At 53.2% G+C, this 20,741-nt stretch carries 18 protein-coding genes; 5 read left to right on the top strand and 13 right to left on the bottom strand.

Going from position 1 to position 20,741, the window contains the following annotated elements; translation table 11 throughout:
• Positions 1-182 precede the first annotated feature (182 nt).
• Both uvrA and WCC56_RS07790 read left to right on the top strand, forming a co-directional pair.
• Entirely contained in the window at positions 183-3,014 is a 2,832-nt protein-coding gene (gene uvrA, locus WCC56_RS07785; protein ID WP_424691827.1) for an excinuclease ABC subunit UvrA, read from the top strand.
• 374 nt (positions 3,015-3,388) lie between these two features.
• Complete coding sequence (locus tag WCC56_RS07790; protein ID WP_424691828.1) at positions 3,389-4,444, top strand: NAD(P)-dependent alcohol dehydrogenase; 1,056 nt, start codon at positions 3,389-3,391, stop codon at positions 4,442-4,444.
• A 172-nt stretch (positions 4,445-4,616) separates the two neighbouring features.
• On the opposite strand, the gene WCC56_RS07795 is transcribed toward WCC56_RS07790, so the two are convergent.
• From WCC56_RS07795 to dnaB, 6 genes are all read right to left on the bottom strand, one after another.
• Positions 4,617-4,949, bottom strand: a complete 333-nt coding sequence (locus WCC56_RS07795) for an MmcQ/YjbR family DNA-binding protein (protein WP_424691829.1) — start codon at positions 4,947-4,949, stop codon at positions 4,617-4,619.
• A gap of 4 nt (positions 4,950-4,953) precedes the next feature.
• Positions 4,954-5,370, bottom strand: a complete 417-nt coding sequence (locus WCC56_RS07800; RefSeq protein WP_424691830.1) for a secondary thiamine-phosphate synthase enzyme YjbQ — start codon at positions 5,368-5,370, stop codon at positions 4,954-4,956.
• A gap of 169 nt (positions 5,371-5,539) precedes the next feature.
• Positions 5,540-6,733 carry an amino acid aminotransferase gene (locus tag WCC56_RS07805; protein WP_424691831.1) on the bottom strand — a complete coding sequence of 398 codons (1,194 nt, stop codon included), beginning with the start codon at positions 6,731-6,733 and terminating at the stop codon, positions 5,540-5,542.
• Between the two features lie 84 nt (positions 6,734-6,817).
• Entirely contained in the window at positions 6,818-7,432 is a 615-nt protein-coding gene (locus WCC56_RS07810; RefSeq protein ID WP_424691832.1) for a YitT family protein, read from the bottom strand.
• Between the two features lie 257 nt (positions 7,433-7,689).
• Complete coding sequence (locus WCC56_RS07815) at positions 7,690-8,154, bottom strand: Lrp/AsnC family transcriptional regulator (RefSeq protein ID WP_424691833.1); 465 nt, start codon at positions 8,152-8,154, stop codon at positions 7,690-7,692.
• Positions 8,155-8,274: 120 nt separating this feature from the next.
• A complete protein-coding gene (dnaB, locus tag WCC56_RS07820; RefSeq protein WP_424691834.1) occupies positions 8,275-9,690 on the bottom strand; it encodes a replicative DNA helicase in 1,416 nt (471 codons plus the stop codon).
• A gap of 95 nt (positions 9,691-9,785) precedes the next feature.
• Between dnaB and WCC56_RS07825 the strand changes: the two genes are divergently transcribed.
• Entirely contained in the window at positions 9,786-10,766 is a 981-nt protein-coding gene (locus WCC56_RS07825; protein ID WP_424691835.1) for a quinone oxidoreductase, read from the top strand.
• Positions 10,767-10,990: 224 nt separating this feature from the next.
• Here WCC56_RS07825 and pspG read toward each other — a convergent pair whose 3' ends face one another.
• From pspG to WCC56_RS07840, 3 genes are all read right to left on the bottom strand, one after another.
• A complete protein-coding gene (gene pspG / locus WCC56_RS07830; protein WP_424691836.1) occupies positions 10,991-11,221 on the bottom strand; it encodes an envelope stress response protein PspG in 231 nt (76 codons plus the stop codon).
• Positions 11,222-11,563: 342 nt separating this feature from the next.
• Positions 11,564-12,559, bottom strand: a complete 996-nt coding sequence (gene dusA, locus WCC56_RS07835; RefSeq protein ID WP_424691843.1) for a tRNA dihydrouridine(20/20a) synthase DusA — start codon at positions 12,557-12,559, stop codon at positions 11,564-11,566.
• A 294-nt stretch (positions 12,560-12,853) separates the two neighbouring features.
• Positions 12,854-14,098, bottom strand: coding sequence for a conjugal transfer protein TraF (locus WCC56_RS07840; protein WP_424691837.1), 1,245 nt, complete (start codon positions 14,096-14,098; stop codon positions 12,854-12,856).
• Between the two features lie 474 nt (positions 14,099-14,572).
• Between WCC56_RS07840 and zur the strand changes: the two genes are divergently transcribed.
• Positions 14,573-15,088 (top strand): zinc uptake transcriptional repressor Zur, encoded by a 516-nt coding sequence (gene zur / locus WCC56_RS07845; RefSeq protein WP_424691838.1) that lies wholly within the window; start codon positions 14,573-14,575, stop codon positions 15,086-15,088.
• A 124-nt stretch (positions 15,089-15,212) separates the two neighbouring features.
• Here zur and WCC56_RS07850 read toward each other — a convergent pair whose 3' ends face one another.
• From WCC56_RS07850 to WCC56_RS07865, 4 genes are all read right to left on the bottom strand, one after another.
• Complete coding sequence (locus tag WCC56_RS07850; RefSeq protein ID WP_424691839.1) at positions 15,213-15,422, bottom strand: CsbD family protein; 210 nt, start codon at positions 15,420-15,422, stop codon at positions 15,213-15,215.
• A 241-nt stretch (positions 15,423-15,663) separates the two neighbouring features.
• Positions 15,664-16,986 carry an MATE family efflux transporter DinF gene (gene dinF / locus WCC56_RS07855; RefSeq protein ID WP_424691840.1) on the bottom strand — a complete coding sequence of 441 codons (1,323 nt, stop codon included), beginning with the start codon at positions 16,984-16,986 and terminating at the stop codon, positions 15,664-15,666.
• A gap of 122 nt (positions 16,987-17,108) precedes the next feature.
• Complete coding sequence (lexA, locus tag WCC56_RS07860) at positions 17,109-17,717, bottom strand: transcriptional repressor LexA (protein ID WP_424691841.1); 609 nt, start codon at positions 17,715-17,717, stop codon at positions 17,109-17,111.
• 116 nt (positions 17,718-17,833) lie between these two features.
• Complete coding sequence (locus tag WCC56_RS07865; protein WP_013200345.1) at positions 17,834-18,193, bottom strand: diacylglycerol kinase; 360 nt, start codon at positions 18,191-18,193, stop codon at positions 17,834-17,836.
• 128 nt (positions 18,194-18,321) lie between these two features.
• Between WCC56_RS07865 and plsB the strand changes: the two genes are divergently transcribed.
• A partial coding sequence (plsB, locus tag WCC56_RS07870; RefSeq protein ID WP_424691844.1) for a glycerol-3-phosphate 1-O-acyltransferase PlsB occupies positions 18,322-20,741 on the top strand: 2,420 nt, incomplete at its 3' end.

Here is a 20,741-nt window from a genome sequence, read left to right on the forward strand (position 1 = left end):
ATTGTGGCCTGAGCAGGATCGTAAATTTTTACGGTCAGGCCGCAGGCAGCCTCTGGATCCTGCTGTGCTCTTGTGGCAAAACACTGGATATCCACTCAGGTTATTTTGTGCCATAATAACAGGCTTAATTCTGGCCATGCCGGACCGGCATGGTGAGATCTGTGTTAATCCGGGAATTGTGAATGGATAAGATCGAAGTACGGGGTGCACGCACCCATAATTTGAAAAATATCAACCTGACCATCCCGCGCGACAAACTGATCGTTGTCACCGGCTTGTCAGGTTCCGGTAAGTCCTCGCTGGCGTTTGATACGCTGTACGCCGAGGGGCAACGCCGCTATGTAGAATCCCTGTCTGCCTATGCGCGCCAGTTTCTCTCCCTGATGGAGAAGCCGGATGTCGATCATATCGAAGGGTTGTCGCCAGCCATCTCGATCGAGCAGAAATCCACCTCACATAACCCGCGATCCACCGTGGGCACCATCACAGAAATTCATGACTACCTGCGCCTGCTGTTTGCCCGCGTGGGCGAGCCTCGCTGCCCGGATCATGATGTTCCGCTAGCGGCACAGACCGTTAGCCAGATGGTGGATAACGTGCTGGCCCAGCCTGAAGGCCGCCGGCTGATGCTGCTGGCCCCGATCGTGAAAGAGCGCAAAGGTGAGCACCTCAAAACGCTGGAAAACCTCGCTTCGCAGGGGTATATCCGCGCCCGCATTGATGGGGAAGTGTGCGATCTTTCGGATCCTCCGAAGCTGGAACTGCAAAAGAAACACACCATTGAAGTGGTAGTCGATCGCTTCAAGGTGCGTGAAGATCTAAAACAAAGGCTGGCAGAGTCGTTCGAAACGGCGCTGGAGCTCTCTGGCGGCACCGCTGTAGTAGCGGATATGGATGACGAGAAGGCTGAAGAACTGGTGTTCTCCGCTAACTTTGCCTGTCCGGTCTGTGGCTACAGCATGTCCGAGCTGGAGCCTCGCCTGTTCTCCTTTAACAACCCAGCCGGCGCGTGCCCAACCTGCGATGGCCTGGGCGTACAGCAATATTTCGATCCTGACCGTGTGGTACAGAATCCTGAGCTGTCTCTGGCTGGCGGCGCAATCCGTGGCTGGGATCGCCGTAACTTCTACTACTTCCAGATGCTGCGTTCCCTGTCAGAGCATCTGAAGTTCGATATCGAAGCACCGTTTGATTCACTGGAAGATCATGCCCGCCAGGTGATCCTGTTCGGGTCTGGTAAAGAGACCATCGAATTTAAGTACATCAACGATCGTGGTGACACGTCTGTCCGTCGCCATCCGTTTGAAGGCGTGCTGCACAATATGGAACGCCGCTATAAAGAGACCGAATCTTCCGCCGTACGCGAAGATCTGGCGAAATTTATCAGCAACCGTTCCTGCACCAGCTGCCACGGCACCCGTCTGAAGCGTGAAGCGCGCCACGTGTTTGTTGAAAACACCACGCTGCCCACCATTTCAGACATGAGCATTGGCCATGCAATGGAGTTCTTCCAGAACATGAAGCTGAGCGGCCAGCGTGCGCAGATTGCCGAAAAAGTGCTGAAAGAGATTGGTGACCGCCTGAAGTTCCTGGTCAACGTTGGTCTGAATTACCTCTCTATGTCGCGTTCGGCTGACACATTGTCCGGTGGTGAAGCGCAGCGTATTCGTCTGGCAAGCCAGATTGGTGCTGGTCTGGTCGGTGTGATGTACGTGCTGGATGAGCCGTCAATCGGCCTGCATCAGCGCGATAATGAACGCCTGCTGGAAACGCTGGTGCATCTGCGCGATCTCGGGAACACGGTGATTGTGGTTGAGCACGATGAAGATGCGATCCGCGCCGCAGACCATGTGATTGATATCGGCCCTGGTGCCGGTGTGCATGGCGGCCAGGTGGTGGCTGAAGGCACCGTCGATGACATTATGGCGGTCGAAGCGTCTCTTACCGGTCAGTATCTTAGCGGTAAGCGCGGTATCGCCATTCCGAAGGAGCGAGTGAAAGCCGATCCGGCCAAAGTCCTGAAGCTTACCGGCGCGAAGGGCAACAACCTGAAGGATGTGACGCTGTCGCTGCCCGTTGGCTTGTTCAGCTGCATCACTGGTGTGTCCGGTTCGGGCAAATCCACGCTGATCAACGATACGCTGTTCCCGATTGCCCAACGCCAGCTTAACGGCGCGACCATCGCGGAAGCAGCACCGTATCGTGATATTACCGGCATGGAAAACTTCGATAAAGTGATCGATATCGACCAGAGCCCAATCGGCCGTACACCGCGTTCTAACCCGGCTACCTACACCGGCATCTTCACCCCGGTTCGTGAACTGTTTGCTGGCGTGCCGGAATCTCGTACGCGCGGCTATACGCCAGGGCGTTTCAGCTTTAACGTTCGTGGTGGGCGCTGCGAAGCCTGTCAGGGCGACGGCGTGATCAAGGTAGAGATGCACTTCTTACCGGATATCTACGTGCCGTGCGACCAGTGCAAAGGCAAACGCTATAACCGTGAAACGCTGGAAGTGAAGTACAAAGGCAAAAATATCCACGAAGTGCTGGAAATGACCATTGAAGAAGCCCGTGAATTCTTTGATGCCGTGCCTGCACTGGCGCGCAAGCTGCAAACGCTGATGGACGTAGGCCTGTCTTATATCCGTCTGGGTCAGTCTGCCACCACGCTTTCGGGCGGTGAGGCTCAGCGCGTTAAGCTGGCGAGAGAGCTTTCTAAACGCGGCACAGGTCAAACGCTGTACATCCTTGATGAGCCAACCACCGGTTTGCACTTTGCGGATATTCAGCAATTGCTGGAAGTGCTGCATCAGCTGCGCGATCAGGGCAACACCATCGTGGTGATTGAGCACAATCTTGATGTGATCAAAACCGCTGACTGGATTGTTGATTTGGGTCCGGAAGGCGGCAGCGGCGGCGGGCAAATCCTGGCCTCCGGCACGCCGGAAACGGTAGCAATGTGCAAAGAGTCGCACACGGCCCGCTTCCTGAAACCGCTGTTGAATCTGGATTAACAGCCGGCCAGCTCAGGGTACAAATGAGCTGGCAATGCAGGCCAGTTCTGGCAAAGAGTGAGTCAGGGGCGGATTTATCTGCCCCTGACTTTTTTGGCGCTCTGCGGCCAGCCAGATGACGGTTTTAAGTGATTTACATGAAGAAATAAACTCCACACTTTGCAATAAATTAGCGCACTTTTTCCCCTCTTTTTGTCGCTTCAGAGCAATTTATGCAGGATCAGGCAAGATTTAGACAGATTCCGGCATACCCCCTTTGCCGATAGCTAACTATCCTTAATGGGCTCTGTTCCCTACACCGATTCTGGCAGCACTGTCTGACAGAACATCCTCTAAGCAGTAAGTTCTAAACACTTTCAATGACTGGAGACACCATGAATATTACGCATGCCTATGCCGCACAGGACGCTAAATCAAAGCTGGCCCCGTTTGAGTTCCAGCCGCGCGAACTGCGTGAACACGATGTCCAGATTGAAGTTATGTTCTGTGGCGTCTGCCACTCGGATCTGCATCAGGCCCGCAACGAGTGGAAAAACACCATTTTTCCTGTCGTCCCTGGCCATGAAATCGTGGGGCGTGTTACCGCTGTTGGCGGCCACACCCACAAATACAAAGTTGGCGATTTAGTCGGCGTGGGCTGTCTGGTTGACTCTTGCCGCGAGTGCGACAGCTGTAAAGAAGACCTGGAGCAGTATTGCGAAAACGGCTTCACCGGGACGTATAACGGCGAAGACCGCATTTCTGGCGATATCACGTACGGCGGCTATTCCACCCAGGTGATCGTCAACGAAGACTTCGTGCTGCGCATTCCTGAGAACCTGGACCCAGCTGGCGCGGCACCGCTGCTGTGTGCTGGTATCACCACCTTCTCTCCTCTGCATCACTGGAAAGTCGGTCCGGGTAAAAAAGTCGGTATCGTGGGTCTGGGCGGTCTGGGCCACATGGGCGTGAAAATTGCTCATGCCATGGGCGCGCACGTTGTGCTGTTCACCACCTCTCCTTCTAAAATTGAAGACGGTAAGCGCCTGGGCGCTGATGAAGTGGTGATTTCTAAAGATCCTGAGCAGATGGCTGCGCACACCAACAGCTTCGACTTTATTCTGAATACCGTTGCTGCTCAGCACGATCTGAACCAGTTCATCACCCTGCTGCGCCGCGATGGCACCATGACGCTGGTCGGCGTGCCAGAACACGATCACCCGGCGCCACAGGTGGTTAACATGGTCTTCAAACGTCGTAGCCTGGCCGGTTCTCTGATCGGCGGTATCAAAGAAACTCAGGAGATGCTGGATTTCTGCGGTAAGCACAACATTACGTCTGATATTGAGATGATCAAGATGGACGAAGTGAACGAAGCCTATGAACGTATGCTGAAAAGCGATGTGAAATACCGCTTTGTGATCGACATTGATACCTTGCGCAACCAGTAAGGCTGAACAACGAAACAGACCTCGGTGTTTAGCGGTCTGATAACGTTAAAAGGGCGGAATTTATTCCGCCCTTTTTGTTTTTAAGCCAGCCGTGTTTTGCCGGTCCCTTAGAGGGACAGAATTTGTTGTCCCTTGCTCCGCAAATTAAGTGGCTGTCAGCAACTGCCTCGCCTTAGTGCGCGCCGCGAGTGTCCAGCGCCTTTTGCAGAGAAGCATCCACCAGATAATAAATCTGCGAATCCTTTAACGTTCCGTCCAGCAGGACGGTGCTCCAGTGCGACTTGTTAAGATGGTCGCTTGGGCGCACGTCGGTGTGCTCCTCACGCAGTAAATCTGCCAGCGCTGGCGTGGCTTTCAGGGCGACGGCGGGCCGTCCATCCACTTCGTGAACCAGCGCAAACAGCACATCATCCACTTTTATCTGAGTCGCTTTCCAGTCGCTGTGCACGCTTTGCTCTGCGCCTGGCTTGTCCATACAGTAAGAAAGAAGATCCGATACATTCATCTTTTTATTCTCCTTGCAGCGTGGCAACGATGCTGCGGGATCCGCCATGCAAGCGGTGTTCACCGAGCCAGATGCCCTGCCACGTTCCAAGTACCAGCCGCCCACGACTGACTGGTAACATTAATGAAGCCCCTAACAGCGATGACTTGATGTGCGCGGGCATATCATCCGCCCCCTCATAGTCGTGCTCGTACGGCGCTTTCTCCGGTACCGTCCGCAGAAAGTGCTGTTCCATATCGCTGCGCACGGTCGGGTCGCAATTCTCATTCAGCGTCAGTGAAGCGGAAGTATGTTGCAACAGCAAATGCAGCAGCCCAACCTGCACGTCGCTTAAGCGCCGCAGCTCGTCGACAATCTCTTCGGTAATCAGGTGAAATCCGCGCGATTTAGGGCTTAACGTAATAGTCTGCTGATACCACATTCTCTTGTTCCTTAACCAGATGAGTCCTGTTAAGTGTGCAGCAAGTGGCGGAAAGGTAAACCCGAAAGGGGAAAAAGATCGGGAATCGTCGGACGGGTTGCAGTTTCAGAAGGTTTATAATGCAATACGGCTCCCGCAGGAGCCGTATTCAGCTGAAGTGAATTCAGCCTTACATCACTGCTGCCATGGCTTCAGCAACCTGATGCACGTTTTTGCTGTTCAGCCCGGCAACACACATGCGGCCGCTGGCGATCAGATAAACACCAAACTCTTCACGCAGACGGTCAACCTGCTTTGCGCTCAGACCGGTGTAGCTGAACATGCCACGCTGCTTCAGCAGGTAGTCGAAACTTTTCCCCGGCATCGCTTTGCTCAGCTCTTCCACCAGCGCCTGGCGCATAAAGGAGATACGCACGCGCATCTCTTCCACTTCGGCCAGCCAGCTGGCTTTCAGCTCAGCGTCATTCAGCACACAGGAAACCACCTGAGCACCAAAGTTCGGTGGGCTTGAGTAGTTACGACGAACGGTAGCTTTTAGCTGACCCAGCACGCGAGAGGCTTCTTCAGCATCGTCACAGACTACTGACAGGCCGCCAACACGCTCACCGTACAGCGAGAAGATCTTAGAGAAAGAGTTGCTGACCAGCGCTGGCAACCCTGCCGCCGCGATAGCGCGAATGGCGTAGGCATCTTCTTCCATTCCGGCACCAAAGCCCTGATAGGCGATGTCCAGGAAGGGGATCAGGTCACGGGCTTTCAGCACTTCTGTCACCCGATCCCACTGAGCGTTAGTCAGATCGGCACCGGTTGGGTTATGGCAGCAAGGGTGCAGTAACACGATGGTTTGTGCCGGCAACGTGTTCAGCTTGGCCATGAATTCGTCGAACTTCACGCCGTTAGTCTGTTCGTCGTACCACGGGTAAGTGCTGACCTGGAAACCGGCACCGCCGAAGATCGCTACATGGTTGTCCCAGGTTGGATCGCTGACGCACACAGTAGAGCCAGGGAAGTAGGCTTTCAGGAAGTCTGCACCGACTTTCAACGCACCAGAGCCACCCACAGTCTGAATGGTGGCAATGCGGCCCGCTTTCAGCACCGGGTGATCCTGACCGAACAGCAACGGAGCAATCGCGCTGCGGTAAGGGGCCAGGCCATCCATCGGCAGGTAAACAGAGGCATTCTGTGCCTGGGCATTCAGACGGGCTTCCGCCTCTGCCACGGCTTTCAGCTGAGGGATCACACCGTGGCCGTCATAATACAGGCCGATGCTCAAGTTCACCTTTTGCGGTCGGGTATCCTGCTTGAACGTCTCCATCAGGGAGAGAATTGGATCGCCAGCGTAGGCATCAACGTTTTGAAACACGGTGCAGATCTCCATTAATTGGTTTGGGTCAGACTGACGCCGCCATGACCGGCAGCGCTTCACTGCTGTTCATTATCTACTTCATCAGACGTCATAGCGGCCAGGACGATGGTTCATGGCGATGATCAGATTGAGGATCACTGCGCCAACAATTGACGCGGCCAGCATCGGCAGTGAAACCACAAATAAAGAGGCAAGCACCACGCAGGTGTCCACGCCCATTTGCAGCTTCCCGGCACGAATACCGTACCGATCCTGCAACCATAACGCCAGAATATTGATGCCGCCGAGGCTGGCTTTATGGCGAAACAACACTATAAACCCAATTCCCATTATCACGTTACCGAACAGTGTGGCGTAAAAGGGATCCAACGCGGAAAAGTGAATGAAAAGCGGGTGCAGATGGGTGAAGAGAGAGACCAGCCCAACGGCGCAGAAGGTTTTAAGGGTGAATGCCCAGCCCATACGGCGTACTGCCAGCCAGTAGAACGGCAGGTTGATAACGAAAAAGGCTACGCCAAATGAAGTATGCGTCAGATAACTGATCAGAAAGGCGATACCGGCAGTACTGCCCGTTAAGGCTCCTGCGGTTTTCAACAGCGTCACACCGAAAGAGACCAGCAGCGTGCCAAACAGGATCGCCAACGCATCTTCAATCAAGGTATGCGGGATTTTAGTGGGGGTGACTACATTGTCCATGGTGCTGGTTCTCAGAGAAATTGTCTCTGGATACAGCAAAAATCGCACCAATCCGGCAGTAAAGACGACTGCCGGATGGTGCCAGCGAATTATCCCATTGAATACAAGGCGCTTTACTACTTATTTTCGTGCATGAAAGGCGGGCTACTCCGTCAGATCACGCACTAGAATTCTTTTTTTCACACACTTCACGCATCAAATCCGCTTTGCATGCACCATTTAGATCCGCGCACGCACTTATTTGGTGCGCATTGTCGTCAGGCTGGTGTCATCACGCCGTTTTCTTTTAAACGGGTAAGCACAACGGACGTTTTCACATGTGACACGCTTTGATGGCCGGCAACAAGCTGGCTGATTAAGGCGCTAAGCCCGGCCAGATCTTTTACCGCAACCTTCAATAAATAGTCTGCATCGCCGGTGGTTTTATAAGCATCCACGATTGCAGACTGCTCAGAGACCATACTGTGAAAGCTCTCAACGTAGTCTGAAGTGTGGTTAATCAGGCGCACTTCAATCAGCCCAATCATCCCCAGACCTACCGCATCAGGCGAGAGCCTTGCGTGGTATCCCAGAATCAAACCCGCCAGCTCAAGGTTGATGCGGCGGCGCGAGCACTGGGAGGCGGAGAGCCCCACCAAATCACTCAGTTCCTGATTGGTCAGACGACCATTAGTTTCAAGTAAAGTCAGTATCTTAAGGTCGTAATCATCTATCTGGGTCATTATCGATCCGGGCCGCTAATCAGGGACGCTACCCAGACAGATAACCGCATTCTTCGCCTGGTTGTCCAACACTATTTTCTGATGGATAGCCCAGAGGATGCACATTTCGTGCATGGCGGGTTATTCGTCGTCGTATTGCGGGCCAGCATAGTTATCAAAACGCGACCATTGGCCGTTAAAGGTCAGGCGCACCGTACCGATCGGGCCATTACGCTGTTTACCGAGGATGATTTCAGCAATGCCCTTCTGATCGCTGTTTTCGTGATAAACCTCATCACGGTAGATAAACATGATCAAGTCGGCATCCTGCTCAATGGAGCCTGATTCACGCAGGTCCGAGTTGACCGGGCGCTTATCGGCACGCTGCTCCAGTGAGCGGTTAAGCTGCGACAGCGCCACCACAGGCACCTGAAGCTCTTTAGCCAGCGCTTTGAGGGAACGGGAGATTTCGGCGATCTCTAACGTACGGTTGTCAGATAGTGAAGGCACACGCATCAGCTGAAGGTAGTCGATCATGATCATGCTCAGGCCACCGTGTTCACGGAAGATACGGCGAGCACGGGAGCGGACTTCCGTAGGCGTCAGGCCTGAGGAGTCATCGATAAACATGTTCTTTTTCTCCAGCAGAATGCCCATGGTGCTGGAGATACGCGCCCAATCCTCATCATCGAGCTGACCGGTACGAATACGGGTCTGATCCACGCGTGAAATCGAGGCCAGCATACGCATCATGATCTGTTCGCCGGGCATTTCCAGGCTGAAAATCAGCACCGGTTTATCCTGCGATAAGGCAGCGTGTTCACAAAGGTTCATCGCAAAGGTGGTTTTACCCATCGCTGGACGAGCTGCCACAATGATCAAATCCGAGCGCTGAAGTCCCGCCGTTTTTTTATTCAGGTCCGGATAGCCGGTATCCACGCCGGTAACACCGTCGTGTGGGGTCTGGTAAAGCGATTCGATCCTGGCGATCGTCGCCTCAAGGATCTGATCCACACTCTTCGGCCCGGTATCTTTGTTCGCCCGACTTTCCGCGATCTGGAAGACGCGGGATTCTGCCAGATCGAGCAGATCTTCGCTGGTCCGTCCCTGAGGATCGTAACCCGCATCGGCAATTTCATTGGCGACCGAGATCATCTCACGCACAACCGCACGTTCACGCACGATATCAGCATAGGCGCCGATATTCGCCGCACTTGGGGTGTTTTTCGACAATTCGGCCAGATAGGCGAATCCCCCCACCAGATTCAGTTCACTTTTCGTTTCCAGTGATTCGGAAAGCGTGATCAGATCGATGGGTTTGCCCAGTTCCAGCAGGCGCTGCATTTCGCTGAAGATCATCCGGTGTGGGCGGCTGAAGAAGTCCAGCGCGACCACGCGTTCGGAGACGTTATCCCAGCGTTCGTTATCCAGCATTAACCCGCCCAACACGGACTGTTCCGCTTCCAGAGAATGGGGTGGCAGTTTCAGCCCTTCCATCTGCCGGTCTCGGGGTTCACGGTTTTCGTTGGATTTGTTGGTGGGTTTATTTCCTGCCATAGTGATGCAATACCGAAGAGTGTGGGGACGGGCAAGTATACCCGTTTGGGATGCTGTCGTCCTCCCTCAATACAGCGGAATCAACAGGAGTGAGCATGGCAAAACGTATACAAATCAGCCAGCATGGCGGACCGGAAGTGATGCAACTGATTGATGTCGCGATGCCCGAGCCAGCAGCCGGGGAAGTGGTGGTAGAGAATAAAGCTATCGGTATTAACTACATCGATACCTATATGCGCAGCGGTCTGTATCCGGCGGCTTTACCTTCTGGTCTGGGCACAGAAGCCGCAGGTGTGGTGAAGAGCGTAGGCGAAGGCGTAACGGCAGTTAAGCCTGGCGATCGCGTGGTTTATGCACAATCTGCGCTGGGCGCGTACAGCGAGTTCCATGCCGTGCATGTTGATAAGCTGGCCCTGCTTCCCGATAACATCTCCTGTGAGCAGGCAGCCGCCTCTTTCCTGAAGGGACTTACGGTGCATTATCTGCTGCGCCAGACCTATGTTGTGCAGCCAGATGAGATTTTCCTTTTCCAGGCAGCCGCTGGCGGAGTGGGGTTGATTGCCTGCCAATGGGCGAAAGCCTTAGGTGCCCACCTGATCGGCACAGTAGGTTCGGCTGAAAAAGCGCAGCGCGCGAAAGAAGCCGGCGCCTGGGCGACCATTAACTACCGTGAAGAAGACATCGCCAAACGAGTCAGCGAGTTAACCGACGGCAAGAAAGTGCGGGTGGTTTACGATTCAGTGGGCAAGGATACCTGGGAAGCCTCGCTGGACTGTTTGCAACGTCGCGGTTTGATGGTGAGTTTTGGCAATTCCTCCGGTCCGGTAAGTGGAGTGAATCTGGGGATCCTGAATCAGAAAGGGTCGTTATATGTCACCCGCCCTTCACTCAATGGTTATGTCACTAACCGGGACGCGTTGACCAGCGCCAGTAACGAGCTGTTTTCCCTGATCGGCAGTGGAGCAATCAAGGTGGATGTGCCTGAGCAGCAGAAGTTTGCGTTGAAAGATGCGCAGCAGGCGCACAAGACGTTGGAAAGCCGGGCAACTCAGGGTTCCAGTCTGTTAATTCCCTGATCGCCAGATGCAAACAGGGCTTCCCGTAGGAAGCCCCTTTTTTCTTTTTTTTAGTTCGCGCTGGTTGTAGGGTCAGAGCGATGAATTCGTGTCAATTCAATGAAATCATCCTGACAGAATTCATAAGTAAATAATATGTTTAATTGCCGATTCGTCTATGCAATCTGTCATCTTGTGATCCAGTACGCATTCTTTACACTAATTTACCCGCTAACACGTTGATATTACCGGGATAACCAACGGTCCACTTTCGAGTTCGGTTTTTTGTAGGCTCGATAAATCCATACCGCTACGACCGCCAACGCCAACCAAGGCAACAATTTTATAACAATCGCCACCATCCCGCCAAAGAACATCACTACAGTGGCCACCACCAGCGCGGCGATAATCCCGAGCACGGAGATCCCGGTCAGCAACAGCATCACAAAGAAGCCAAGGACAAATAAGATTTCCATCAGAGTCGCTCCACAGAAAAGAATCTACAGGGACTATTACAAGATCCGTGCCAGGTTGGTTATTTTCTAAGTGCATGAATTTTATGAAGTCAGCCGGATGAGGTTGCTGCGAGGTTAGTTAAATTAATCACTTATTGGTGAAGGATTGACGAATTTTAGGCGAAGGATTTTGACCTGTATATCCGCCAAACTCCCCCCTCAACACTGAGGTTATTGCTCGTTGAGCATCGATAGCCGGGATGCCGCAGCCAGGCCTACATAGGGGTATTCACGGGCGTCTCGAATAACGAGCGCTATGCTGACGCCTTACCAACAATGCAGCCTTGACCTTAACCCCAAGCGCTATACAGCCGCCGGGATTTTATCGGCTACCAGCGTCAAAGCCTGCTCAACCGTCTCAATATTCGCACCAGGCTTGTGGGCGTTCTCACTCAAATGACGTCGCCACTGACGAGCGCCAGGAATGCCCTGGAACAAGCCCAACATATGTCGCGTGATGTGCCCCAGATAGGTGCCGTTCGCCAGTTCGGCTTCGATGTAGGGGTACATCGCCCGCACTACAGCAACCGGATCTACCGCTGGCAATTCACTGCCAAACAGCTCGCGATCTACCTGCGCCAATAGCCCTGGATTCTGATACGCCTCCCGGCCCATCATTACGCCATCTACATGCTGTAAATGCACTTTGGCTTCTTCCAGCGACTTCACTCCGCCGTTAATCGACATCGTCAGATGCGGGAAATCTCGCTTCAGTTGATAGACGCGCTCATAGTCCAGAGGCGGGATCTCACGGTTCTCTTTCGGGCTCAACCCCGATAACCAGGCTTTCCTTGCATGGATAATGAAACTCTCACAGCCGCCCTGCTCTGAAACCTGGCGGATAAATTCGCAGAGGAATTCGTAACTGTCCTGTTCGTCAATGCCAATGCGGGTTTTCACCGTTACCGGAATCGACACCTGATCACGCATCGCTTTAATGCCATCCGCTACCAGCGTTGGCTCCCCCATCAGACAGGCACCGAAACGGCCGTTCTGTACGCGGTCAGAAGGACAGCCTACGTTCAGATTGATCTCGTTGTAACCTCTCGCCTCCGCTTGCTTCGCGCACTCGGCCAGCGCGGCGGCATCATAGCCGCCAAGTTGCAGGGCAACAGGCTGCTCTGCCTGATTCCACGCCAGATAATCGCCTTTGCCATGCACAATAGCACCAGTGGTGACCATCTCGGTGTACAGCAGGGAATGACGTGTTAACTGACGCAGGAAATATCGGCAATGACGATCGGTCCAGTCAAGCATCGGGGCAACAGAAAAACGGTGTGCAGGTAAAATCTGGGTCATAAAGCGCGCAAACTCGGTGTGATTAACAAATGACGATAATGTGCGCAATGATAACACGCCTGGCGGCGGAGACACACCTTCTGCAAACAGCAATTCCAGCCGGAGCCCTGACTGCTTCAGCGCGTATCAAACTCCGCTATTTCGTTGGCACAGAGTAAGAATGCCGATCAAAGGCAGGAGACCTTTAAGACAGGATGAAATGCAGGGGAAAGATCTGGGACAGGCGAGGAGAGAAACCAGGGCAGAATATTTTCCGCCCCGGTGTATCCGTTCTGGCTGATTAAACCAGACCTGTCAGAAGGTGAAGTTCAGCTGGGCAACGGCGCCCCAGGTTCTGTCGTCGCCTTTCATACCGGCCAGGTCCAGATGCACCTTGCCAAACGGTGAGACACCAAAACCGGCAGTGTACACGTTGGTGTCATTAGACTTCATATCGGCACGGTAACCGGCGCGCAACTGCAGCCAGCTCAGCACACGGTATTCTGCACCCACACCCGCATACTGACTCTCTTCCTGCGTTTTGAACCCTTTGGTTGGCGTAACGTCAACGTCCAGCGCAGCGGTCAGTCGCTCAGTATGGAAAGACACGCCCGGCGTGACGATTGGGCTGATCTGATAAGTATCTTTGTAGCCGTTCACTTCTTTGGTATCGAGATCGCGGGAGATAAGGTTCTGCGCGCTCAGACCGAGCGTCCAGTTGTCGCCAATATCGGTGGCGGCACCAGCATCAAGGTTAAAGCCAGTATTAGTGTTTTTATAGCGACCGTTGGTGAAATCTGATTTGTCGTAGCTATACACCGAGGCGCTGTAGTTATACAGGTAGGTTTTTTGCAGCTTTGGCGTTACGCCAAATGAAACAGGATGCCCTGCAATGTTGAACTCGTGCGCTACGGCTACACCATAATCATAAACAATGGCGCCGCGACCCAGACCAGCCGAAGTCAGTTTGCTCTGATCGCCCGGCACTGGTGGGAACACAGTGCCATCGGCTACGCCCTGAAGGTAATCAATGTCGCTTTGGGTCACATCAGCCGTCACATGAGCCGTCCCGTAGGCCTTAGTCACGAAAGCGAATGGCAATGTTTCGTTCGGAATCGTCACGGCGAAAGCCGCGCCTGCAGTGCCATGAGCCTGATTGCCTTTGATTCCGCGCAGCTGGCTGGCTAAGTCGCCAGCAGCCGACTGCACTTTGGAGTAATCAGCAAAGCTGGTGATGCTGTTGGCAATATCCTGATAGCGATCGACGCTGTTGGACAGGTCGTCAACTTTATCTACCAGGTTGTTTTTATCCGTTACCTGCAAACCGGCAGCCGGGAGGATAACGCTTACCGTATCGTCAGGCTTCGCTTTGGTCATCAACGCGGGGTTAGCCAGCACCGCAGTACCGTAGGTAGAAGAGGCAACACCTGTCCCACCCATCGCGTCATTACGGGCATCGTAATAGTTGCCAGCGGCTAAAGCGCTCAGGGGAGCCAGAAACAGGATGGGAAAAACTACAGGACGGGACAAGCTGTTCAACTTACGGATTAATTTCGCCATTTTACCTAGAACCCACCGTGACAAAGAGGAAAACGCTCAACGGAGCGTGAATATTTCTGCTGCCTGAATAATGGACACAAAGGCAACCTTTCATTGCTGTGAAGTAAGTAACAATGGTGGGGCTTATCTGCTCATTGCCCGTTTATTTATCTGTTATCAGGCTAATCAATAAGCATTTTGATCCCGTCAATGGAGGCCAGAATCTCAGTAACTCCCAGTAAAAAGGTAGTCAGTAACGTTACAGGCTGCAAATTACATTAATGGGGTTTTATAGAAATTTTACGGTACGGATAAAAATGGCTTATTCCATAAGATAGGTTAATGAGTTTCACTTGAGGGAAATGCCACTTATTTTTAGAGTTTTTTCAGACTGTTAATCTCTTTCAGTGCGGGGTGTGCGCTTTAACGGCGGAATTCGGCGATTTACAGTGGACGTGATAACATAACAAACTGATCTGACCTGAGGGGAAAGTTATGAATGCAAGCAGTCCTGAAAAAATCCTGTCGCAGGCTGAAGCCCTGTGCCAGCAACGCAATGTCAGACTGACGCCTCAGCGTATGGAAGTATTGCGATTAATGAGCCAGCACCAAGGTGCCATCAGCGCCTATGATCTGCTGGATCTGCTTCGTGCCAGCGAACCTCAGGCTAAGCCGCCGACGGTTTATCGCGCGCTGGATTTTCTGCTGGAGCAAGGCTTCGTCCACCGCGTGGAATCAACCAACAGCTACGTGGTTTGCCACCATTTCGAACAACCTTCCCACACTTCTGCGATGCTAATTTGCGACCGGTGTGGATCTGTTGCGGAGCAGCAGGCTGAAGGCGTGGAAAATATTCTTAAAATGCTGGCCCTGACTTCCGGCTTCGCACTGGCTACCAGTGTTATTGAAGCTCATGGATTGTGTCGTGGTTGTGTAGAGGTTGAAGCCTGTACGCATCAGGATGCGTGCCAGCATGACCATACCGTCGCCAGTAAGAAGCGTGGTAAGTAGGGAGAAGTAAAGACAGGAATGTATTGATTTGAAGAGGGAGTGCTTAGGAATTAAATGGCACTGTCCTTGTGCCGGGGTAGGAGCATCGTCCTGAAACTAAATCTTGTCAGAGATTTTACTGCAATCAGAAACGGTGGTTATTCTGGCTTTCCCAGTCGCTGAGCTCTTTTTCAGCCTGATCTTTTTCATAACCGTAACGTTCCTGAATCTTGCCCACAAGCTGATCGCGTTTACCTTCAACGACGGTCATGTCGTCATCCGTCAGCTTGCCCCATTTTTCTTTAAATTTGCCTTTCACCTGTTTCCAGTTACCGCTGGCTTCGTCTTTATTCATTTTATAACTCCTCGACCTTTTGGTTAACATCTATAGGGAAATCGTCTTCGCAGACTACATTGCAACAACATAAAACGCTGCTTAACTGCTTAACGTACAGATAATTGTAGTAGATGATGGGGAGTTTGCCCGTCAGGACGAGAGATTAAGCCAATTATTTGGCTAAAAGTGACAGTAAAAAGAGAAAAAAAGCTGGCAGATCAGAGGATAACGAAGCGGCAGAGGAACGTAACTAATTATTTCAGCCGGCAAACCAGCTGTTGTTACGCCAGTGTCTGCGCCAGATCAGCCAGAGCGTTAATCCACGGAGCAGCAGGAACACGGCAACGGCCAGCCACAGACCGTGGTTACCCAGCACAGGAACGGTGAACAGCGTTGCCCCAAAGCCCAACGCAGCAATGAGCATCCCGTTGCGCATTTCACTGGCGCGTGTTGCACCAATAAACATGCCATCCAGCAAATAACACCAGACACCACAGACGGGCAGTACAATTTGCCAGAACAGATAACTGTCGGCCTGCTGTTGCAATTCAGGTATCGACGTCAGCAAGGCCACAATGTGCGTGCCACCCACTCCGTAAATGATTGAGAAGGCCAGCGCTACCAGCCCCGCCTGACGGCAGGCCGCATGCCAGATCACCAACAGTTTATTGGCATCTTTCGCGCCGTAGGCTTCTCCCGAACAGGCTTCAACGGCATAGGCAAAGCCATCCAGCGCGTAGGCCGTAAAGGTCAGGAACATTAGTAATACGGCGTTAACAGCGACAACCTCACTGCCCAGCCTCGCACCAAAAATCGTTAACGAAACAAAGCAGAGTTGCAGCAGTAAAGAGCGCAACATAATGTCCCGATTTAGCCGCAGTAATCTTGCGATATTGCCCTGCCAGGCCGTTTTCAGCATCGACAGTGAAATCCCCCGCAGCTTCATTACCCGCCAGACCATATACAGCCCAATCACCAGCGTGACGTATTCTGATATCGCCGTGGCCGCTGCCGCGCCCTGAACGCCCCAGCCCAGCCCCATCACAAACCACAGGTCCAGCACGATATTCACCAGATTCCCCACGATCAGCAGGACTACCGGCGCACGCGCATACTGCACGCCCAACAACCAACCCAGTAACACCAGATTGGCCAACGTAGCAGGCGCACTTAACCAGCGAATATTCATAAAGAGCGCAGCCTGATGCAGCACTTCAGGATCGCCCCCCACGACAGAGAGCGCCAGATGATTAAGCGGGGTTTTCAGCAGGATAAACAGCAGGCCGGCAGCCAGCGCAATCAATAAAGGCTGCATTAGCGCACGGGCCAGGGCGGGTTTATCACTCGCGCCGAAAGCCTGTGCCGTTAATCCAGTGGTGCTCATCCGCAGGAACAGCAGCAGCATAAAGAGGAAACTGGTGGCGGTAGTGCCAACGGCCACACCGCCGAGGTAGGCAGGACTGTCCAGATGGCCAATGACAGCGGTATCGACCAGGCCCAATAAAGGCACGGTGATATTCGACAGGATCATTGGCAGCGCCAGCCGCCAGAGTTGGTTATCTGAGGGGGAAAATAATCGCATGGTCATCCGCTGCGCGACTGGCTAAAGGGCAACAGGGTAGCAAAATAGCCCTTCAAGGAAGAATTACTGGCTACCCAAACAATAACGCGCCGCAGAAGCAGCGCATTATTAAGGTCCGGCTATTACAGCCAGTTGCCGTTACGGATGACTCCGACGGCCAGACCTTCAATCGACAGCGTCTGCAAGCGCAGATCGACTACAATCGGTTGGAATTCGCCGTTTTCCGGCAGCAGATGCACAATATTGCCCTGCTTTTTCAGGCGTTTGACCGTCACTTCATCGTCAATACGCGCGACCACAACCTGGCCATTTCGCACATCCTGCGTTTTATGCACAGCCAGCAGATCGCCGTCCATAATCCCGATGTCTTTCATCGACATGCCGCTAACACGCAGCAAGAAGTCAGCACCCGGTTTAAACAGTTCTGGATCCACTTTGTAGTGGCCCTCGATGTGCTCTTCAGCAAGAAGAGGTTCACCCGCGGCGACACGACCAATCAGTGGCAGCCCTTCCACTTCTTCCATCATCAGACGGATACCGCGAGAGGCGCCAGAAACGATCTCAATCACGCCTTTACGTGCCAGCGCTTTGAGATGTTCTTCAGCGGCATTCGGGGAACGGAAACCGAGCTGCGCAGCGATTTCTGCCCGCGTCGGTGGCATGCCGGTCTGGTTAATGTGGTCGCGTATCAGGTCATAAACCTGCTGCTGCCTTGCCGTTAGTGCTTTCATCCCGCCCCCTGGTTGTTTATACAGTCAGCTGTGAGTATATACAGGTATTTGTGCGTTGAAAACCTAAAGATGCGGAAAAAACAGCAGTTTGTCAGAATGTGGAAAACAGGTCGCAATCAGGGAATTAGCAGCATTACCCAGACAAAAACAGCGAGTAGGATAGTCAGCAGTACCGCAGCGGAGCCCATATCTTTGGCACGGCCAGATAAAGGGTGCATCTCGCTGCCAATGCGGTCTACCACAGCTTCCAACGCACTGTTGAGGATTTCAACAATGATCACCAGCATCACAGACCCAATCAGCAGCACACGGGTAACCGCGTCCACATCCAGCCAACAGGCGACAATTACCGCAACAATTCCGGCAACGGCTTCCTGGCGGAAGGCCGCTTCGTTTTGCCAGGCGGCACGTATTCCTTTCCACGAATAACCCGCTGCGTTAATGATTCGAGTCAATCCGGTGACGTTATTTGCCATAATCAGGGAACCCTTTGCGATGTTTAACGTCAATGTCTGGGTGGCGCACATTTTGCAACACCACAGATCTCACTGGCGCTTTCTGGTATGCTTGCGGCGCTTTGCTAACAAGAGGCTTCATGGTATCTATGTCAGGTTGGCGTAATTTATATTATAACTTATTGAATTTACCAGTAAAATTCCTGGTAAAGAGTAAAGCGATTCCTGCCGAGCCGGTTTCCGAGCTGGCACTGGATACATCGCGTCCTATTATGTATGTGCTGCCTTACGATTCAAAGGCCGATTTGCTGGCGCTGCGTGAGCAATGCCGTAAACAGGATCTGCCCGATCCTTTAGATCCGCTGGAAATCGACGGTACGGTACTGCCACGTCATGTGTTTATCCATGACGGCCCTCGCGTTTTCCCCTATTTCGTGCCCAATGTAGAGTCGGTAAAACTGTTTCACGAATACCTGGATTTGCACCGCAGCAACCCGCTGCTGGATGTGCAGATGGTGCCGGTATCCGTGATGTTTGGCCGTGCGCCAGGCCGCGAAGTGCAGGGTGACGATCAGCCTCATCTACGCGTGCTGAATGGCATTCAGAAATTCTTCGCCGTGCTGTGGTTAGGCCGCGACAGCTTTGTCCGCTTTTCGCCTATTGTCTCTTTGCGCCGCATGGCCACGGAGCACGGTACGGACAAAATCATTGCACAAAAACTGGCCAGAGTGGCGAGAATGCACTTTGCCCGTCAGCGCCTGGCGGCTATTGGCCCTCGTTTGCCAGTACGTCAGGACCTGTTCAGTAAGCTTCTTCAGTCCAAAGCCATTGCTAAAGCTGTTGAAGACGAAGCCCGGAGCAAGAAAATCTCCCATGAAAAGGCCCAGCAGAACGCCGTTGAGTTGATGGAAGAGATTGCCGCAGACTTCTCTTATGAAGCGATCCGTCTGACGGACCGCATCATGGGCTGGACGTGGAGCAAGCTGTATCAGGGCATTAACGTCAATGGCGGCGAGCGCGTGCGTCAGCTGGCTCAGGATGGCCACGAGATTGTTTACGTGCCCTGCCACCGCAGCCATATGGATTACCTGCTGCTCTCTTATGTGCTGTATCACCAGGGTCTGGTGCCACCGCACATTGCCGCCGGGATCAACCTGAACTTCTGGCCGGCCGGCCCCATTTTCCGCCGTTTGGGCGCGTTCTTTATTCGGCGTACCTTTAAAGGTAACAAGCTCTACTCAACGGTATTCCGTGAATACCTCGGTGAGCTGTTCACCCGTGGTTACTCGGTTGAGTACTTTGTTGAAGGGGGCCGTTCACGTACTGGCCGTCTGCTTGATCCGAAAACCGGCACGCTGTCGATGACTATTCAGGCGATGCTGCGTGGCGGTAACCGCCCTATCACGCTGGTGCCGATCTACATCGGTTATGAGCATGTGATGGAAGTGGGGACTTACGCCAAAGAGCTGCGTGGCGCGACGAAAGAGAAAGAAGGCTTTATGCAGATGGTGCGTGGGCTGCGTAAGCTGCGCAACCTCGGACAGGGCTATGTCAACTTTGGTGAACCTTTACCTCTGGTGACTTACCTGAACAAGCATGTGCCTGAATGGCGTGATGCGATCGACCCCATCGAAGCGCAGCGTCCGGCATGGCTGACGCCAGCGGTAAATGACATCGCACAGCGAGTCATGGTGCGCATCAACAATGCCGGTGCGGCAAATGCCATGAACCTGTGCGTGACTGCCCTGCTCGCTTCCCGTCAACGCTCGCTAACCCGCGAACAGCTGACTGAGCAGTTAGAATGCTACGTTCAGTTACTGCGTAACGTGCCGTATTCGCCGGACTCTACCGTGCCAGATATGACGCCGGAAGCGCTGCTTAACCACGCGTTAAGCATGAACAAGTTCGAGATTGAGCAGGATAACATCGGCGAAATCATCGTGCTGCCGCGTGAGCAAGCGGTGCTGATGACTTACTATCGCAACAACGTTCATCATATGCTGGTGATGCCATCGCTGATAGCGGTGATCCTGACGCATTACCGCGAACTTAACCGGGCCGAGTTGCTGCGACAGATCAGTGTGATTTACCCGATGCTGAAGAGCGAGCTGTTCCTGCACTGGAATAAAGAAGATCTGCCTGCGGTGCTGGATTCACTGGTCAGTGAGATGGCTCGTCAGGGTCTGCTTACCGCCGATGATCAAACGCTGCGCCTGAGCCCGGCCCGCTTCCCGACCTTGCAACTGCTGGCTGCTGGCGTGCGCGAAACCTTGCAGCGTTATGCCATCACCTTCTCTATCCTCAGCGCGAATCCGTCGATCAACCGCGGCACGCTGGAGAAAGAGAGCCGGACTATGGCTCAACGCCTGTCGGTACTGCACGGCATCAATTCGCCGGAGTTTTTCGATAAGGCCGTGTTCTCCTCACTGGTGCTGACGCTGCGTGATGAAGGCTATATTAGTGACACCGGCGATGCGCAGGTGGAACAGACTCACAAGGTGTATCAGATGCTGGCTGACCTGATTACCCAGGAAGTGCGTATGACGATTGAAAGTGCGGGGCCGCACGA

The sequence above is a fragment of the Erwinia sp. genome (genome assembly GCF_049696395.1).
Lineage (GTDB): Bacteria > Pseudomonadota > Gammaproteobacteria > Enterobacterales > Enterobacteriaceae > Erwinia.

What these genes read in the sequence shown, in the direction of transcription:
- dnaB (WP_424691834.1), bottom strand. Translation starts at nt 9,690, where the DNA reads ATGGCAGGAAATAAACCCACCAACAAATCCAACGAAAACCGTGAACCC.
- WCC56_RS07825 (WP_424691835.1), top strand. Translation starts at nt 9,786, where the DNA reads ATGGCAAAACGTATACAAATCAGCCAGCATGGCGGACCGGAAGTGATG.
- uvrA (WP_424691827.1), top strand. Translation starts at nt 183, where the DNA reads ATGGATAAGATCGAAGTACGGGGTGCACGCACCCATAATTTGAAAAAT.
- WCC56_RS07795 (WP_424691829.1), bottom strand. Translation starts at nt 4,949, where the DNA reads ATGAATGTATCGGATCTTCTTTCTTACTGTATGGACAAGCCAGGCGCA.
- WCC56_RS07800 (WP_424691830.1), bottom strand. Translation starts at nt 5,370, where the DNA reads ATGTGGTATCAGCAGACTATTACGTTAAGCCCTAAATCGCGCGGATTT.
- pspG (WP_424691836.1), bottom strand. Translation starts at nt 11,221, where the DNA reads ATGGAAATCTTATTTGTCCTTGGCTTCTTTGTGATGCTGTTGCTGACC.
- WCC56_RS07810 (WP_424691832.1), bottom strand. Translation starts at nt 7,432, where the DNA reads ATGGACAATGTAGTCACCCCCACTAAAATCCCGCATACCTTGATTGAA.
- WCC56_RS07840 (WP_424691837.1), bottom strand. Translation starts at nt 14,098, where the DNA reads ATGGCGAAATTAATCCGTAAGTTGAACAGCTTGTCCCGTCCTGTAGTT.
- WCC56_RS07790 (WP_424691828.1), top strand. Translation starts at nt 3,389, where the DNA reads ATGAATATTACGCATGCCTATGCCGCACAGGACGCTAAATCAAAGCTG.
- zur (WP_424691838.1), top strand. Translation starts at nt 14,573, where the DNA reads ATGAATGCAAGCAGTCCTGAAAAAATCCTGTCGCAGGCTGAAGCCCTG.
- lexA (WP_424691841.1), bottom strand. Translation starts at nt 17,717, where the DNA reads ATGAAAGCACTAACGGCAAGGCAGCAGCAGGTTTATGACCTGATACGC.
- dinF (WP_424691840.1), bottom strand. Translation starts at nt 16,986, where the DNA reads ATGCGATTATTTTCCCCCTCAGATAACCAACTCTGGCGGCTGGCGCTG.
- WCC56_RS07865 (WP_013200345.1), bottom strand. Translation starts at nt 18,193, where the DNA reads ATGGCAAATAACGTCACCGGATTGACTCGAATCATTAACGCAGCGGGT.
- WCC56_RS07815 (WP_424691833.1), bottom strand. Translation starts at nt 8,154, where the DNA reads ATGACCCAGATAGATGATTACGACCTTAAGATACTGACTTTACTTGAA.
- dusA (WP_424691843.1), bottom strand. Translation starts at nt 12,559, where the DNA reads ATGACCCAGATTTTACCTGCACACCGTTTTTCTGTTGCCCCGATGCTT.
- WCC56_RS07850 (WP_424691839.1), bottom strand. Translation starts at nt 15,422, where the DNA reads ATGAATAAAGACGAAGCCAGCGGTAACTGGAAACAGGTGAAAGGCAAA.